A 15,535-nucleotide genomic window follows, 5' to 3' on the forward strand; every position below is an offset into this window, starting at 1 on the left:
GATATGCTTCTAAACATATAAAACGGGATTGTCCGGCTACATCTAAATAATTACCTTGTAGCCCACTTTAACGAATTGTGGGTAAGAATTAAAACGTCATCAATTAGACTACATTCGGGTAGGCTATTGTCGGAGAAAGATTTGACATGTGTTTGGGCCTGAATAATGAAATGAGAAAATGGAAGGAGATAAATTACTAATAAGGAACGCCTCGCAAGTTATTACCTGCTCCGGTTTTGCAGCCAAAAGAGGTGCGGAAATGTCTAACCTTCATATTATAGACGATGGTGCCGTCGTCATTTCCGGCGGTATAATCACACATGTCGGTCCGACCAGTGAGATTTTACGTACAGTCGATGCGGATGATTATCTGGAAATCGATGCAACGGGACGAACGTTACTTCCCGGCTTTGTAGACAGCCATACGCATTTCCTTTTCGGAGGTTACCGGGAAACGATCTTTTCCGAACGTTTAAAGGGAAATGGCTCCTTGTCTGCCGGAGAATATCGTGAAGATGTTTTGGGGACTGTCGGTACTACTCGTTCATGTGATTTTGAACAACTGTGGGAAACGGGTTATGAGCGTCTGGATGAAATGTTCAACATGGGAGTGACGACCGTAGAGGGAAAGAGTGGTTATGGATTGGATCTGGAGACGGAACTGAAACAACTTCGTGTAATGTCCGATCTGAATGAAGAGCATCCGATAGATGTTGTATCTACCTATTTCGGAGGACATGTTACTCCATCCGAATATATGCATCAGACAGACGATTATATCACTTATATGATAGAAACGATTTTACCGGAGCTACGTTTGGAAAGGTCGGTTTCTTTCTGTGATGTGTATTGTGACCAGGGCTTGTTTTCTTTGCGGCAGGCAGAACGTTTGCTTCGTGCAGCCCGCAGCCAGCGTTTCAAACTGAAAATGCATACGGATTCAATGGCGTCTTTTGACGGGGCGGAATTGGCTGCCCGGCTGAAAACAGTCAGTGCTGATCATTTGCTGCATGTTTCAGACGAGGGTATTAAGCGTTTGGCACGTAGCGGGGTTGTGGCTACTTTACTTCCGTTCAGTTCTTTTTCACAAAACAAACCGTATCCTCGTGGGCGTGAAATGATAGATGCCGGTTGTGCGGTTGCTTTGGCTTCCGATTATAATCCGGGAAATTGTTATTCCTGTTCCATTCCGATGTTATTTGCCCTGGCATGTATTCAGATGAAACTGACACCCGAAGAAGCGGTGACCGCTCTGACTATAAACGGTGCTGCAGCCTTGGGATTGGCAGGGAAGACCGGAAGTATCGATGTCGGTAAGAAAGCGGATCTGATACTGTTGAAACATCCGTCTTATAAGTTCCTGCCTTATAATATAGGAATGAACATTGTGGATACGGTGATTAAGGATGGTATTCTGTATATGATTTGATGTCCTTATGAGTCTGTATTGCCTTTGTCATGACGGTGACAAGGTTTTGTCATGCTAATGGCAAGGCTCTGCCATCGTATTGGCAGTACCTTGCCATTAGTATGGCAGAAGTCTGCCAATAGGGTGGCAAAATGATTGTTTCAGTACTGGATGAAGTTTTCCTGCAGGATATCCGTATTATTTTACTACTTTGGCTGAAAATTTTAGAAATCGCATGCAGTATTCCCGCAGTCATTACATTTATATAATAAACACGCGCGGCGTTGATGGGTGAAGCAGAACTGATAAAGCAGTGTATGCGGGGTGTGAATGCAGCCCGTAAAGAACTCTACGATACTTATGCGGAACAGATGTTGAGCATCTGTTTCCGGTACACAGGAGGTATGGACGTAGCTTACGATCTGTTGCATGACGGATTTTTGAAAGTATTCGCCTCCTTCTCAAGTTTTTCGTACCGTGGAGAAGGGAGTTTGAAAGCGTGGATGAGCCGTATATTTGTAAATACGGCATTGGAGTACCTTCGGAAAAAGGATGTCCTCAAACAAGTAGTCCCCCTTGACAGTATTGCTGAGACAGAAGAAGAGCCTCCGGAGGAGATCGAACAGATCCCGACGTCGGTCCTGATGCAATTCGTCCAGGAGTTACCGACGGGCTATCGCACCGTGTTTAACTTATATACGTTTGAAGAACGAAGTCATAAAGAAATTGCCGAGCTTTTACACATAAACGAACGATCATCGTCGTCGCAGTTGTGCCGGGCGAAAGCAATGCTGATAAAGAAAGTAAACGATTACATTCAGAAAGAAGCCAGAAGATGAAGATGGAAGATAAATTAATTGAGGAATACCGGAATCGGTCGGTTGAATACCGTCTGCCGTTGCCGGAGGATGGCTGGGAGAGGCTGGAAGCTGCGTTCGCTCCGGCTCCTGAAGTTCGTCGCTTCCCTTATCGTTGGTTGGCGGCAGCAGTGTCTTTCTTGGCAGTTTTGGGGTCTGCTCTTTACTTTATGGGGATAGATAAGGAGATAGAACCGGTCTTGTCGGACATCGTTCTTCCTGTTCCACAAGGTGAGACTCCGTCTGTTACACCTGTTCCGGTCGTGCCGGTTGAGCCGATAGCGCCGCAACCGATCACAAAAACACTGGTAGCCAAGGTAAAAAAGGTTGAAGCTGAATTGCCGGACTTGTCGCAGGTGGTGTCGGAAGTGTACATGTCTATCTCAGCCTATTTTCATGGAGAGATAACAGAAGAGAATGTTGCGGAAAATAATTCGTACAACAATCGTTCGGTAGTGGAAAGCGGACGGTATGAATATGTTCCGGAGAAGAGTTACGAGCCGGTTCCGGTGAAAGCTGCTTCTTCCCCGAAAGGGTGGACATTCGGTTTATATGCCGGAAATATGTTTAACGGCAATACCTCTGCCACAGGAGGTTTGCAGATGTTCAGCATGCCGGCAACCCGTTCGGATGTAAGTGTGAATAATAACCCGGGTTCAGGGACATTCGACGACTATATGAATCATGTGGCGTCGAATGCTCCTTACTTCCGGGAAACAGCTGATTTTACGATGTTTGAGAAGATCGCTGCCGAAAATTACCAGCGCCCGACGGGGACTAAGATGAAACACCGTTTCCCTCTTTCTGCGGGTGTTACGGTGAAGAAACAGATCAGCGACCGGTTCTCGCTGGAGAGCGGACTGGTTTATACCTTCCTTTCTTCGGAACTGACAGCCGGCGAAGGGGATTATTACAAGCAGGAACAGCGGTTACACTATCTGGGAATACCTGTGAAAGTGAATTATACCATCTGGAAGAAAGACCGTTTATCTCTCTATGCTTCTGCGGGGGCGATGGCGGAGATGTGTGTGGACGGAAGTTTGAATACGGATTATTATCTGAATAACGCCCGTCAGCGTAAAAGTAAGACTGACCTCGATGTGGATAAAGTGCAGTTCTCTGCCCTGGCATCGCTCGGGGTACAATATGATATAGCAAAACCCGTTAGTATCTATGCCGAACCCGGTATCGCCTATTATTTTGATGATAAGAGTGTGGTTGAGACGATCCGGAAAGAGCAGCCACTCTGTGCATCGGTGCAATTCGGCGTGAGATTTGCTTTTTGATGAGATGTGATGATGATTTCCTGTACAGGAAAAAAGATGAGCAGGGTTTCCGACGGGGAGCCCTGCTCTTTCTTTTTCAGTTGACAGTTGACAAGTGACAGTTGACAGTTATTCGGCTTTCAGCCGATTTGTCTATAAATCGGACTCAAACTGTCCACTGTCAACTTTTACTGACATTAACCCGTTGTGTAGGAGCTATGTTTGCATTGCGGTAATTGATCTGTTCGACTACGTTCTCTGCCAGATCGCGGAAAGCGGCTCCGGTGATCGTATCGGGGTTTAGGGCAACAGGTGTACCGTTGTCGCCTCCCTCACAGATACTTTGTACAATAGGTATTTGTCCTAACAGGGGAACATTCAGTTCTTCTGCCAGACGTTTGGCTCCTTCTTTACCGAACAGGTAATATTTGTTTTCCGGGAGTTCGGCAGGGGTGAACCAGGCCATATTTTCGACCAGTCCCAGTACCGGGACATTGATCTTTTCGCCGGTAAACATGCTGATACCTTTGCGGGCATCGGCCAGGGCAACTTCCTGCGGTGTGCTGACAACGATAGCACCGGTGATAGCCAGTGTCTGTACCATTGTCAGATGAATATCACTTGTTCCCGGTGGCAGGTCGATCAGGAAATAATCGAGGTCGCCCCAGTTGGCATCGCCGATTAACTGCTTCAGGGCATTGCTTGCCATAGCACCGCGCCATAGAACGGCATCTTCTTTATTCACAAAGAAACCGATCGACAGCAGTTTGACTCCGTAGTTTTCTGCCGGCTGGATCAAATCGCGTCCGTCAACCTCTTCCATATAAGGACGGGCGTCCTCTACATTGAACATTTTGGGTTGCGAAGGACCGAAAATATCAGCATCCAGCAAACCTACTTTATAACCGAGACCGGCCAGTGCCACAGCCAGGTTGGCTGCAACCGTACTTTTACCTACACCTCCCTTTCCGGAAGATACGGCAATGATATTTTTTACCTGCGGAAGCAGTTTGTCCGGTTCGGGACGTGCTGCCTGACGTGCCAGCACTTCGATGTTTCCTTTGATGTCGACCTCTTCACCTACATAGGTAAGGATGGCTGTTTCGGCAGCCTTTACGACTGATTTGATAAACGGATCGTTAGGTTTCTCGAAAAGGAGTGAGAAACTTACCTTATTGCCGTCGATCCGTATGTTGTCTTCCACCATGCCCATTTCGACAAGGTCTTTCCCTGTCCCCGGGTAACGCACTTTGGCTAGTGCGTCCATGATTAGTTTAGGATATATAGCCATAATATAATTGTATAATTGGTTGTCTTATTTGCCGGAAGCCAGTGCACTGCGCTTGCTCCGGTTGAAACTGCGGTAAGGATCGAGTTCGATCTCTACATCCGGTTCGATCAGTTCATCTCTTTCCTCACAAACAAACTTGATGTATTTGATGTTCAGTCCGCGGTCGAGCCATTGCTGTTCGTAATAGGTTTTGATAGATAGGATGTCGTCTACCAGTCCTGAATGATACAGGTCGTTGTTGCTGAACAAGACGGGGTAGTTGTTGGCTTTCACCATTTCGCAGGTGTACGTGTACATGAAATTGCTGTCGGTTTTGAGGTGGATAATGCCGTCGCCGGACAGTATTTCGCGGTACATCTTCATGAAGCGGGTGGATGTCAGGCGCTTGTTGACCTTTTTCATCTGTGGGTCGGGGAAGGTAAGCCATATTTCGGCAACCTCACCGGCTGCAAAAAAATGAGAGATCAGTTCGATGCTGGTCCGGAGGAAAGCAACGTTGGTCATTCCCGATTCGTAAGAGTCTTTGGCTCCGGTCCACATGCGTGCACCTTTGATGTCTACGCCGATAAAGTTCTTATCGGGAAACAACCGTGCCAGTCCCACTGTATATTCACCTTTACCGCAACCCAATTCAAGTACGATCGGATTGTCATTCTTGAAAAACTCCTTGTGCCAGTGTCCTTTCAACTCAAATCCTTTCTCTTGCAGAACGGCAAACGGATACTGGAAAACATGCGGATATTCCGCCATATCGTCAAACTTTGCTAACTTATTTTTTCCCATGGTGCAAAGATAATACTTTATTTTTTCGGGATGACATATCCAACCGGGTTGCGTGGCTTATCCTGCTGTTTTTGTTTTAAAGCCATTTCATTCAGTATATCATAAATATCAGCAATTTGCAGGTTTGTATCAAGCATAAACTGATCTAACTGTTTTTTTATTTCTGTATAACCGGTTGTCAATTCGCGTAGCAAGACGAAAGCACGCATGATGGCAATGTTGATTTCAATAGCTTTGGGACTTCTGAGAATACCGGATAGCATAGCAACTCCTTGCTCTGTAAAAGCAAAAGGTAGATATCTGTTACCTCCTCTTTTTGAGGTCACAAATTGTGACCTCAAATGGTCTGTGGAGTTTGAGGTGCCAAATTGGTACCTCAAAGCTTCATACTCTTTCTCAGAAAGTTCGAACATAAAATCGGAAGGAAAACGAGTAATATTTCGCTTTACAGCTCGTTTTAATTCTTTTGTTTCTACTTCGTAGAGTTTTGCCAGATCATAATCCATCATCACCCTATACCCTCTGATCTCAAAAATCTTTTGTTGTATCAGTTGTAATTCCATAGCTAAGATTGTTTTAATTTGTAATCTACAAATGTAAATAAATCTTTCAATAAACAAGGGATGCCCTTATTATTCTTTTTATTAAAAGTAGGATGTGGATTACAGCCTTCCCATTTTTGCAACAAATTCATCAAAGAAGATATCGCGGTAATTGTTGCCGATGGCTATTTCGTATTTGTCGATGTAGATATCGTTATTGTCGAAAGAGGCTATTTGTTGGGTGTTGACGATGTAAGAACGGTTTACCCGCAGGAATACTTTGGGGAGTAGTTCGTGTATCGCTTTCATGCTGGTTTTGGTGATGATGCGCTGATCGGGAAGTTGAATGATTACATAATCTTTTAACCCCTCGATGAACAATATATCTTTAAAATTGACTTTGAAGAAACGACGTTCGGACTTGACAAACATGAATTCGCTCTCCACGTTTTCGATATTTTCCTTTTCTTCCGTCAACAGAAGTGCATGATATGATTTGGCTTTCTCAACCGCTTTTTGGAATCTCTCGGAGACAATCGGTTTCACCAGGTAATCGACGGCATCCACCTCGTAACTGTCGATTGCATATTCTGCATAAGCAGTAGTGAATATCACGAGAGTGCTTTTAGGAATGGTACGGGCGAACTCCAGTCCGGTTACTTTGGGCATGCGGATATCCAGAAATATCAGGTCGACCGGATGTTCTTCGATAAACCGGGCAGCCGAAGTGGCATTGTTGAAACTACCGGCCAGTGTCAGTCCTCCGGTTTCATTTATCAGCATCTCTACCGCTTCACGGGCCAGAGGTTCGTCGTCTACGATGATACAGTTCATAAGTCCAGGTGTAAATTAACGATGTAACTATGTTTATCTTCTATGATTTCTAGCGAATGGCGGCCGGGATACAGTAAATCCAATCGTCGCCTGATGTTCTTCAGGCCCAGTCCGCCGATACGGTTGTCTTTTTCTTCCTCTTCGGCAGGCTTCGAGTTTTCACACCGAAAGGTCAACCGGTTATCCTGCACATTGAAAGAAAGATATACAAACGAAGCATTCTCCCCGTCTGTATTGTGTTTGACTGCATTTTCCACAAAAGGGATGAACAACAGAGGTGGTAACCATACACTGTTGATATCGCCCTCTTTGGAAATGGTATAATTGAACTTATCCCGGCGTATCTTCTCCAGATTCAGGAAATCACTCATAAAACGGATGTCAGAACTGAGTTGTATCCTGTCCTGGGCACTGTCGTTGAACTGGTAACGCAACAGGTCTTCCAATTTGAACAATACATCTGCTGCTTCGTCACGTTCTTTCCTGATCAGTACATATACATTGTTCAGCATATTAAACAGAAAGTGAGGATTGATCTGGCTTTTCAGGAATTTCAACTCCGATTGCAGGGTGGCGGCTTCCAGTTCGCTGACACGCTGATTGTTGCTGATCCAATGTTTAAAGAGCATCATAGCAGAAGAACCGGCAACCAACAAGCCAGTGGATATTGTTGAAGACAGGATATTTAACCAGATTACCGACTGGCTGGATGGCAGCTCCTCAAACCGTGTATCTTCGAAAAGAGTTTGGAGAGACCCTAATGTCACAATCGATACAAGAATCAATGTAAATGCCGTGATCAGGTAAAGAAGCAGACGCCCTTTGAGCAGAAACCGTGGTACCAATACATAAGCATTTACATAAATGAGTATGTCGATGAGCAGGAAATAACCTATCCATGAACGGATACGTGCCGGAGTAATGATCAGTTCGTCCGGCGTATCCCAGAATACGTTGATCGTGATAAGAAAAACGACCAGTTGCAACAGGAGATGCCTGTAAATCCTTTTCCGCGGACTTAACAGGAAATCAGATACTATATAATCTATATTATTTGCCATGCGTATTCAATTTTAATAGAATAGTGCCTGTTCCCTGATCTTTGTCCTGTGTAACGGATAATGAATAATTGCCCGGATAAAGAAGGTTGAGACGTGCTTTGAGGCCATCCAACTCTTGGATAGCCGGTGTATCGGTTTCGTCGAACCGGCAGATAATAGAAATCTGTTGCCCTTCCCGGCTTGCCTGCAAGAGTATAGATGGACGACTTGTTTGCTTCCCGGTTCTTTTCAAAGCGTATTGAATGATCGGTACAAGCAGGAGGGGAGGAATAAGCACTCCCGTCAGCTCCGTTTCCGATACAATCCGATAATCGAATGAATCGGAATAGAACTTCTCCAGTGCCAGGTAGTTATTCAGAAAAGTGATTTCAGAATTTAATAATACCTTATCGCGTGCCCCGTCATACAGTTGGTAACGTAGTAACTGGCTTAACCGTAACACCATATCCGCCGCTTTCTCCGGTTCGCTTTTCGATAACACGGCAGTCCGGCTTAATGTATTGAATAATAACGATGGATTCACCTGTTCTTTCAGGTTATCCACTTCCGACTGTATCTGTTTCTTCTCCAGTAGGTTTACCCGTTGGTTCTCTATCATCCAATGTCTTAGTAATACGGTCATGGAGATACCGGTGATACAGATCATGTTCAGCATGAAGTCCGATAAACTATCCAGGATACTGACCATATTGAAGTAAGAACTCCTGATCGGAGGAATACCGGATGAAGTAAATATCCAGTATTCCTGCACATACCGTATCAATATAAGCAGTAAGATGGAACTGGCGGAATAAATGATATAAGTCAGATACCTCTTTTTTAGCAATAATCTGGGTACGAGCAGATAGAGATGGAGATAACCGACTATAACATAGGAAATCAGAGTACTGAAACCTGCCAGGTAAACATAATTATCCAACAACTCAACTCTTGCTCCGTATGTATAGATGTTCTGGTTGAGTGATACTGCCGCTACTGCCACGAGCAACAGGATATGACGCGCTATTCTGTATCTGGAACTGACCAGAAACTGATACAGGAAAGTTTGTTTATTAATAGGGTTGTCTGTCATATAGCGGCATCCTCTTTAAGTGTCCGAAATTACTATTTTATTTGTTACCAGTCGGTAAAACGGTTAAAATTCTAGTTTATAACTTATATTACTGATAGGAATACTTTGCCCGTTCCGCTCCATCACACCGGATTTCAGGTTATAATGATAGCCGTAATATTCTTTAGTCCCCGTTACATTCAGTGCTTTGATAGCAAATTCATGCGCTACTTTCTTTTTATTTATTTTATAGCTGACGGTGAAGTTGGCGATGAACATGACCGGATATTGTTGTGAATAGGCGCGTGTTTCGTCATATTGCGCTTCCTTATCCGGATGAGACAGACTGGCTTCCGTATCGAGGGGAGAATAACGTTCTCCTCCCTGCAGGGTGAATTTTGCATTGGCACTCAGGATATTCTGTTTGTTTTTACCCAGCATCCACTCTTTTCCGATCAAGGTGTTGAGTATATACCGGCGGTTGAAGCGGGTATTATGCCAGACACCGTCTCCACCTTTGTATTTGGAATCAAAAACAGAGGCTGTTATCAGATAATATAATCCTCTGCTCAGATACTTCTCCAGTGTGATGTCTACTCCGATGTTACGTCCTTTTCCCTTGTTTACCAGTGCTTCTTCCACATAAAACTCTCTCCGGTTGAGGACGGAATAGGAACTGTCGGCAATGACCGGAACATCGTACAGGAACTGGACATAAGGCTCGACTTTGAGAAGTAAATTGTCGGATAACTTATAACCGAGTGTCAACATCAGGTGATGGGCTTTCGTGAAATCGAGATCCTTATTAACCGATTCCTCGCCGGAACTTTTGGAGTTGACGAAATAGACATCCATCTTTTCCATGCGGCTATGTAAGCCGTAAGCCAGGGCAAGTGAGGTACGGGCGGTGGGTGTCCATTTCATTCCCAGGCGTGGTTCCAGCGTCCAGCTATTGTTGAGCGTCAGTATCTGGCTGTTCAAACCAGCGTTTATAGACAGTTGGTTGGTTATCCCGAAAGCGGAACTGGTATAAACGGAGATCAGGTCGGTTTGTCCTTTCCCTTTGGACAGGGTGTTTAACGGGGCTGTTTCAAACGGAGCCAGGTTCATTCTCATATCATAGAACATCCGGGTATAGGTGAAACCTGTCTGGTTGGTATGGCGTGCGCTGAATTTCCGGTTATAAGACGAGGTTAGAGTCAGGTTTGTGTTCTTATTCTTTTGGTAGGTAAACGGAGTGAAGGTATGATCGGCGGCATAGGAATCTTCGGTTGCGTTCATTTCGGAATAAGTGGCGGCCAAAGTCGTCTTCAGCATCGCATCGTTCGGAAAGAAATAGCGGTGGCTGATTCCTCCGGCTGCCATATATTGTTTGGCTGTTGATTTGAAGTTGTCGCGGGTATGTTCCCATTCCTGCGGATTCTCTTCGAAGTCACCTTCATATTTATCGATCAGACTGGTTCCCCAAACAGAAAAGGTTCCTGCTTTACGTGTCGGGAAGTTGAATTTGAAATTCAGATCCTGGTAATCGAGCGTACCACCCATGTCTAATCCCGGATAGATACGGTTCAATAACCCGGTCGTGGAATACCGGTAGTTGAATATATAGGAGGCCTGATGCTTTTTGCTTAAAGGGCCTTCGGACGCTATATCCAAACCTAATACGCCTGCCTGGATCGTATTTTCCATTTTCCGGTTATTTCCGTTCCGCAGTTTCATGTCGAATACCCCGGATACCGCGTTCCCGTATTCCGCAGGAAATGCGCCGGTGAAAAAGTCGGAATTACCCAGAACCTGGCTGCTGAGTGAAGAAAGGATACCGCCTCCCAATATCGAAATATCGGCAAAATGATTCGGATTAGGTATTTCCACATCTTCCATTCTCCATTGTAATAGATGGGGAGCATTCCCGTGGATGGATATCCCATTACTGGAAAGGTTGGCAGCTACACCGGCAAACGAACTGACCAGGCGTGCCGGATCATCCAGTCCGCCGGCATAACGGCTGGCTTCTTCCACACTGAGCATACGGGCTCCGGTGACAGCCATCTTATTGAGAGGCTGTTCTTTGTTTATCTGCGGGCGGATAACGACTTCGCTTAATTCCTGAACATTCTCTTTCAGTGAGATATCCAGATAGACTTCCTTGGCGGAAGTGACAAGGACTTCCCGGAATATACCGGGTTCGTAACCTAAATAAGTAGCCTGTACATTATGTCTTCCTATTGGAATGCCGGATAATACAAACTGCCCCTTTTCATCTGTGGTGGTTCCTGTTCCGGGCATATCCGAAAGCATAATTGTCACATCCGGCATCGGGTGACCGGAGGCTTTGTCGATGACGGTTCCGCGTAGAGTTTGTGCGGGTTGGTTGTTTGCGGTTGGTTGGGCATAGCCACCGGTTACGGATACAGACCAGATAAGCAGGAATAAAAAAGTGATTGTACGATACATATTGATTATTGAATTGGGTGATACTGGGGATTACGAAATACTTCCGTTGTTTTTCTTGTTTTTGATACGTGTCAGGATATCGTAGACGTATTCGAATACCGTGCCTTTCCATTTGCTTCGGGTTATTTCTTCACTGAAAACATCTTCGAACGTATCGAATACTTTGATGCAATCTTCCGGATCTACTCCCGAACGGCTTGCTACTGCTGAAATGACTTCTCTTTTGTTCATAACTCTTTTGTTTTATGATTATGCAGCGAAGATAGTCCTGTAAGGAAAGTGCTTTCGGGTTTGTAGACGGAAGTGCTTTTTTCGTATATAGAATTCTTATTACGGTCGACAAGGTCTTGTTTCGTTTCAGCAGCGGAAAAATACGTTTCGGAAAATTCCTGTTTCGTTTCGGCAAAATAAAGTAAGTTTACAATACATCTATATAATAAGTTTGCATCGAAATGAATGATTGGATGATTAAAATTGTTGAGAAAAATGGCAAACACATTATTGTTGGGGTTATTAGCTGCATTTACGTGTGCCGATTATAGGTCGGTGCCGACAGAAAGTAAACCGGTCACGGAAGAAGAAAAAGTGAATCCGGAGGTTTTGGATAAGCCTATGTTCGAAGAGAACGGACTGGTTGTTAATAGATGATCGAACGAATTTCAGAGACATTCGTTGTGTGTTTAGATTTAATTCTGTTACTTAAAAATTAAAAGACGTATGAAGAAGTTGTTTTTATTTGCTTTGGCTGTGACAGCCTTATTTTCTTCCTGCGAGAAAGACCCGGATCTGAATAAGCTGTCCAGTGATTATGCTGTCTATACGAATTATGATAGCAATGTTCAGTTCAACAAATTCAATTCTTATTATCTTCCTGATAGCATTCTGGTAGCCGGTAGTGGTTTGAAGGCCCAATATTGGAAAGACGAGAATGCCCAAAAGATCATTAATGAGGTAGTGACTGAGATGGATGCCCGTGGATATACCCGGATCGATGACAAGGAAAAGGCCGACATCGGTTTACAGTTATCCTATGCCCAAAGTACTACGCAGATCATCTCTCCGGGATATGGCTATGGTTACGGCTGGTGGGGAGCCGGTTTCTGGGGACCGTTCTGGAATGACTGGTATTATCCGTATCCTGTTTCCTATAGTTATGACACCGGCACATTTGTTGCAGAAATGGTCGACTTAACGGATAAACCGACCGATGGGAATAAGAAGGTCGATCTGCCGGTTATCTGGCATGCTTATGCTTCGGGCTTGATGTATAATAATTCGCGCATCGATATGCAACTGACACTGCGTGCTGTCGAACAGGCCTTTGCCCAATCCTCTTATATCAATAAATAATAAAACCGGAAGATTATGAAAACGATGAGATACATTTTTAAGAAACAATTCATATTATTGATGATACTGTCTGTTTTCTGCTTGAAAGGACAGGCACAGATAGAAGATAAGCTGCATTTTAATGTAGACTGGCAGATGAATGCTCCGATCCATACGGATTTTGCAGATAAGATCAGCGGTTGGGGAATGAATTTTGAAGCAGGATACTATGTAACGCCTTCCTGGTCATTGGGAGCATTCCTGAGTTTTCATACGAATCATAAATACGTAGACCGGCAGACCTTGCAATTATCGCCGACCGAATCGTTGACGACCGACCAGCAGTTATCGGCTTTTCAATTACCTTTTGGTCTGACGACTTCCTACCGCTTCGGGCAGAATGATTATCTGAAACCGTATGTGGGTGTGAAATTGGGTGCCATGTATGCGGAAAATTCCAGTTATATGACGACAGTTCGTTATTATTCGAATCCGTGGGGTTTCTATGTATCGCCTGAACTGGGAATGAATATTTATCCTGTGCCGGACAAGCGTTTCGGTTTTCATGTGGCCTTGTATTACAGTTACGCCACAAACCAAACGGATTTACTGACTTATTCGATGAACGGGCAAAACAATCTGGGATTCCGTGTCGGTATTTGTTTCTGATAGGTTCGTGATATATGTTTTCTTATAAAGAGGGTATCTGAAAATTGATATCAGATAGCCTCTTTATTTCTTTGAAAGCCTTACATTTGTGCTTACAATAGATCATCAAATTATGCAAAACAAATACAATCATTATTTTAATTTCTTCCTTTTTTCAGGGTTAGCCTGTTTCTCTTACTTTTTCATGGTGCTTTATTCGGATATTTCTCCGCAGCATCAGAATCTTTTGATCTCTTTCTGGGCTTTCCTGCTAGTCGTATTTGTATTTAATGCATTAGGGTTCAGTATTATGCTGATCAATGAATGGCAGAAGAGAAGCTATCAGTTTCTGGTAAGAGGGAAACATCAATTGTTGATTAATTGTATTTTGATGGCCGGGCTTTTGTTTCTGCTGAATTATCTGTTGTTTTCTATTGTCAAGGTTTTATTGGAGATTCCTTCGCCGTTTGCGTTGAGGGGAGCAGGTGTACGGATGATTTTTGTGGTGTGGCTGGTGGAGATGGTGATTGTCAGCCTGACGATGGTTGCTAATTTTTACAGGCAACTGATCGTTCTTCATGAAAAGGCGAACAAACTGGAGGAGAGTGCGATAAAAGCACAGTATGTTGCTTTGCAAAACCAGGTAAATCCGCATTTTCTCTTTAATAACCTGAATACGCTGATCTCGGAAATAGAATATAATCCGGAGAATGCCGTGGTATTTACCCGGCGGTTGTCGGATGTTTACCGGTATATTTTACAAAGCCAGCAGGAGGGACTGGTTACTTTGCGTTCGGAGATAACCTTTTTGAAATCGTTCATATTCCTTCATCAGGTACGGTTAGGGGATTGTCTTTTCGTAGATAACCGGATCGCTCCAGCTCTGCTGGAAAAGAAAATACCGTCTTTTACTTTACAGTTATTGACCGAGAATGTGATCAAGCACAATATAATTAATTCGGATAAACCGATGACCATTCATCTGAGTACTACGGAAGACGGGAAAATGTTGGTAGTAAGTAATCAGATAAGGCTTAAACAAAATGTCGTAAAGTCGGGAACCGGGCTCAGGAATCTCTCTTCCCGGTATAAACTGATGAGTAATCAGGATATTATCGTGGAAAATGATTCGAATTGTTTTACCGTTAAAATACCATTACTGAATGAATAAGATAAGAGCTGCTATTATTGAAGATGAAATTCCGGCAGCCCGTCTGCTGAACAAGATGTTGACGGAGTTGCGTCCCGAATGGGAGATACTGTTATTGCCTGGAAATGTGGAAGGTGCTGTGAAATGGTTTAACAACAATCCGCATCCGGATATTCTGTTCCTGGATATCCAGTTGACAGACGGTGTTTCTTTTTCTTTTATCGAACAGGCAAATCCCGAATGTATGATCGTATTCACAACGGCTTACGATGAATATGCGATCCGTGCCTTCAAAGTGAACAGCATAGATTATTTGTTGAAGCCTATCGATAAGGAACGGTTGAACGAGGCATTGGAGAAGTTTGAAAAACTAGTCTCCAAATATTACAGGGATTTCGGCAAACAGGGGGATATTTTACAAATACTTCAAAATATAACCAGTCCGGCAAAGAAATACAGGACGCGATTCCTTATTTCGGGAGAAGACAAGTTGTTTACTTTGCAAGTGGATGACATCGCTTATTTCTACACGGAGAATAAGATCACTTTTGCCGTTACCCATCAGAATAAAGAATACATTATAGATATGTCTTTGGATAAACTGTGCGAACAACTCGATCCCGACCGTTTTTTCCGGACTAACCGACAAACGGTAGTAAGTGTGCAATCTATCCAGAAAATAGAAAGTTATTTCCTCGGTAAAGTGGTTGTAAAGGTGATCCCGCCTTTTAAAGATAAGATCATTGTAAGCCGCGAGAAGATCAGTGCGTTCAAATCATGGCTGAATTATTAATCTATAACTGTCGGCTCTTAGAGCTTTGATTAAAAAAGCGCATAAATGACACAAATTTGTCAAAAAGTA

General features: G+C 43.9%; 16 protein-coding genes. 8 read left to right on the forward strand and 8 right to left on the reverse strand.

Annotated elements, in window-relative coordinates; all coding sequences use genetic code 11:
* The first annotated feature begins 178 nt into the window (after positions 1-178).
* The 3 genes from hutI to P3L47_RS09605 all read left to right on the forward strand — a co-directional run bounded on the left by hutI (position 179) and on the right by P3L47_RS09605 (position 3,551).
* Positions 179-1,429 carry an imidazolonepropionase gene (gene hutI / locus P3L47_RS09595; protein ID WP_122362793.1) on the forward strand — a complete coding sequence of 417 codons (1,251 nt, stop codon included), beginning with the start codon at positions 179-181 and terminating at the stop codon, positions 1,427-1,429.
* Positions 1,430-1,695: 266 nt separating this feature from the next.
* Positions 1,696-2,247: an RNA polymerase sigma factor gene (locus P3L47_RS09600; RefSeq protein ID WP_122362794.1), complete on the forward strand. Its 552-nt coding sequence runs from the start codon at positions 1,696-1,698 to the stop codon at positions 2,245-2,247.
* Positions 2,244-3,551 (forward strand): outer membrane beta-barrel protein, encoded by a 1,308-nt coding sequence (locus P3L47_RS09605; protein WP_277783465.1) that lies wholly within the window; start codon positions 2,244-2,246, stop codon positions 3,549-3,551. The genes P3L47_RS09600 and P3L47_RS09605 overlap by 4 nt, the downstream gene beginning before the upstream one ends.
* Before the next feature lie 160 nt (positions 3,552-3,711).
* On the opposite strand, the gene P3L47_RS09610 is transcribed toward P3L47_RS09605, so the two are convergent.
* From P3L47_RS09610 to P3L47_RS09645, 8 genes are all read right to left on the reverse strand, one after another.
* Complete coding sequence (locus P3L47_RS09610) at positions 3,712-4,821, reverse strand: Mrp/NBP35 family ATP-binding protein (RefSeq protein WP_122362796.1); 1,110 nt, start codon at positions 4,819-4,821, stop codon at positions 3,712-3,714.
* A gap of 24 nt (positions 4,822-4,845) precedes the next feature.
* Entirely contained in the window at positions 4,846-5,604 is a 759-nt protein-coding gene (gene trmB, locus P3L47_RS09615) for a tRNA (guanosine(46)-N7)-methyltransferase TrmB (RefSeq protein WP_277783466.1), read from the reverse strand.
* A gap of 17 nt (positions 5,605-5,621) precedes the next feature.
* Positions 5,622-6,167 (reverse strand): ORF6N domain-containing protein, encoded by a 546-nt coding sequence (locus tag P3L47_RS09620; RefSeq protein WP_129729659.1) that lies wholly within the window; start codon positions 6,165-6,167, stop codon positions 5,622-5,624.
* 99 nt (positions 6,168-6,266) lie between these two features.
* Positions 6,267-6,980, reverse strand: a complete 714-nt coding sequence (locus P3L47_RS09625; RefSeq protein WP_129729657.1) for a LytR/AlgR family response regulator transcription factor — start codon at positions 6,978-6,980, stop codon at positions 6,267-6,269.
* A complete protein-coding gene (locus tag P3L47_RS09630) occupies positions 6,977-8,041 on the reverse strand; it encodes a sensor histidine kinase (protein WP_277783467.1) in 1,065 nt (354 codons plus the stop codon). The genes P3L47_RS09625 and P3L47_RS09630 overlap by 4 nt, the downstream gene beginning before the upstream one ends.
* On the reverse strand, positions 8,031-9,113 hold the full coding sequence (locus P3L47_RS09635) for a sensor histidine kinase (protein WP_277783468.1): 1,083 nt from the start codon (positions 9,111-9,113) through the stop codon (positions 8,031-8,033). Before P3L47_RS09635 ends, P3L47_RS09630 begins: the two co-directional genes overlap by 11 nt.
* Before the next feature lie 63 nt (positions 9,114-9,176).
* On the reverse strand, positions 9,177-11,546 hold the full coding sequence (locus tag P3L47_RS09640) for a TonB-dependent receptor (protein WP_277783469.1): 2,370 nt from the start codon (positions 11,544-11,546) through the stop codon (positions 9,177-9,179).
* A gap of 30 nt (positions 11,547-11,576) precedes the next feature.
* Complete coding sequence (locus P3L47_RS09645; protein WP_075556047.1) at positions 11,577-11,777, reverse strand: HU family DNA-binding protein; 201 nt, start codon at positions 11,775-11,777, stop codon at positions 11,577-11,579.
* Between the two features lie 255 nt (positions 11,778-12,032).
* Here P3L47_RS09645 and P3L47_RS09650 point away from each other — a divergent pair, with 255 nt between their 5' ends.
* The 5 genes from P3L47_RS09650 (at position 12,033) to P3L47_RS09670 (ending at position 15,466) form a co-directional block, all read left to right on the forward strand.
* Positions 12,033-12,194 (forward strand): hypothetical protein, encoded by a 162-nt coding sequence (locus P3L47_RS09650; RefSeq protein WP_199715731.1) that lies wholly within the window; start codon positions 12,033-12,035, stop codon positions 12,192-12,194.
* A 69-nt stretch (positions 12,195-12,263) separates the two neighbouring features.
* Complete coding sequence (locus P3L47_RS09655) at positions 12,264-12,896, forward strand: DUF4136 domain-containing protein (protein WP_122362804.1); 633 nt, start codon at positions 12,264-12,266, stop codon at positions 12,894-12,896.
* 15 nt (positions 12,897-12,911) lie between these two features.
* The gene (locus tag P3L47_RS09660) at positions 12,912-13,544 is read left to right on the forward strand and encodes an outer membrane beta-barrel protein (protein ID WP_122362805.1); all 633 of its coding nucleotides are present in this window, start codon (positions 12,912-12,914) and stop codon (positions 13,542-13,544) included.
* A gap of 112 nt (positions 13,545-13,656) precedes the next feature.
* Complete coding sequence (locus tag P3L47_RS09665) at positions 13,657-14,694, forward strand: sensor histidine kinase (protein ID WP_129729649.1); 1,038 nt, start codon at positions 13,657-13,659, stop codon at positions 14,692-14,694.
* Positions 14,687-15,466, forward strand: coding sequence for a LytR/AlgR family response regulator transcription factor (locus tag P3L47_RS09670; protein WP_122362807.1), 780 nt, complete (start codon positions 14,687-14,689; stop codon positions 15,464-15,466). Before P3L47_RS09665 ends, P3L47_RS09670 begins: the two co-directional genes overlap by 8 nt.
* The last annotated feature ends 69 nt before the right edge of the window (positions 15,467-15,535 follow it).

Source organism: Parabacteroides chongii, from assembly GCF_029581355.1.
Taxonomy (GTDB): Bacteria; Bacteroidota; Bacteroidia; order Bacteroidales; family Tannerellaceae; genus Parabacteroides; species Parabacteroides chongii.

Bases quoted from the DNA above. Each gene is read 5' to 3' on its own strand.
- hutI (WP_122362793.1), top strand. From the start codon at position 179: ATGGAAGGAGATAAATTACTAATAAGGAACGCCTCGCAAGTTATTACC.
- P3L47_RS09600 (WP_122362794.1), top strand. From the start codon at position 1,696: ATGGGTGAAGCAGAACTGATAAAGCAGTGTATGCGGGGTGTGAATGCA.
- P3L47_RS09605 (WP_277783465.1), top strand. From the start codon at position 2,244: ATGAAGATGGAAGATAAATTAATTGAGGAATACCGGAATCGGTCGGTT.
- P3L47_RS09610 (WP_122362796.1), bottom strand. From the start codon at position 4,821: ATGGCTATATATCCTAAACTAATCATGGACGCACTAGCCAAAGTGCGT.
- trmB (WP_277783466.1), bottom strand. From the start codon at position 5,604: ATGGGAAAAAATAAGTTAGCAAAGTTTGACGATATGGCGGAATATCCG.
- P3L47_RS09620 (WP_129729659.1), bottom strand. From the start codon at position 6,167: ATGGAATTACAACTGATACAACAAAAGATTTTTGAGATCAGAGGGTAT.
- P3L47_RS09625 (WP_129729657.1), bottom strand. From the start codon at position 6,980: ATGAACTGTATCATCGTAGACGACGAACCTCTGGCCCGTGAAGCGGTA.
- P3L47_RS09630 (WP_277783467.1), bottom strand. From the start codon at position 8,041: ATGGCAAATAATATAGATTATATAGTATCTGATTTCCTGTTAAGTCCG.
- P3L47_RS09635 (WP_277783468.1), bottom strand. From the start codon at position 9,113: ATGACAGACAACCCTATTAATAAACAAACTTTCCTGTATCAGTTTCTG.
- P3L47_RS09640 (WP_277783469.1), bottom strand. From the start codon at position 11,546: ATGTATCGTACAATCACTTTTTTATTCCTGCTTATCTGGTCTGTATCC.
- P3L47_RS09645 (WP_075556047.1), bottom strand. From the start codon at position 11,777: ATGAACAAAAGAGAAGTCATTTCAGCAGTAGCAAGCCGTTCGGGAGTA.
- P3L47_RS09650 (WP_199715731.1), top strand. From the start codon at position 12,033: ATGGCAAACACATTATTGTTGGGGTTATTAGCTGCATTTACGTGTGCC.
- P3L47_RS09655 (WP_122362804.1), top strand. From the start codon at position 12,264: ATGAAGAAGTTGTTTTTATTTGCTTTGGCTGTGACAGCCTTATTTTCT.
- P3L47_RS09660 (WP_122362805.1), top strand. From the start codon at position 12,912: ATGAAAACGATGAGATACATTTTTAAGAAACAATTCATATTATTGATG.
- P3L47_RS09665 (WP_129729649.1), top strand. From the start codon at position 13,657: ATGCAAAACAAATACAATCATTATTTTAATTTCTTCCTTTTTTCAGGG.
- P3L47_RS09670 (WP_122362807.1), top strand. From the start codon at position 14,687: ATGAATAAGATAAGAGCTGCTATTATTGAAGATGAAATTCCGGCAGCC.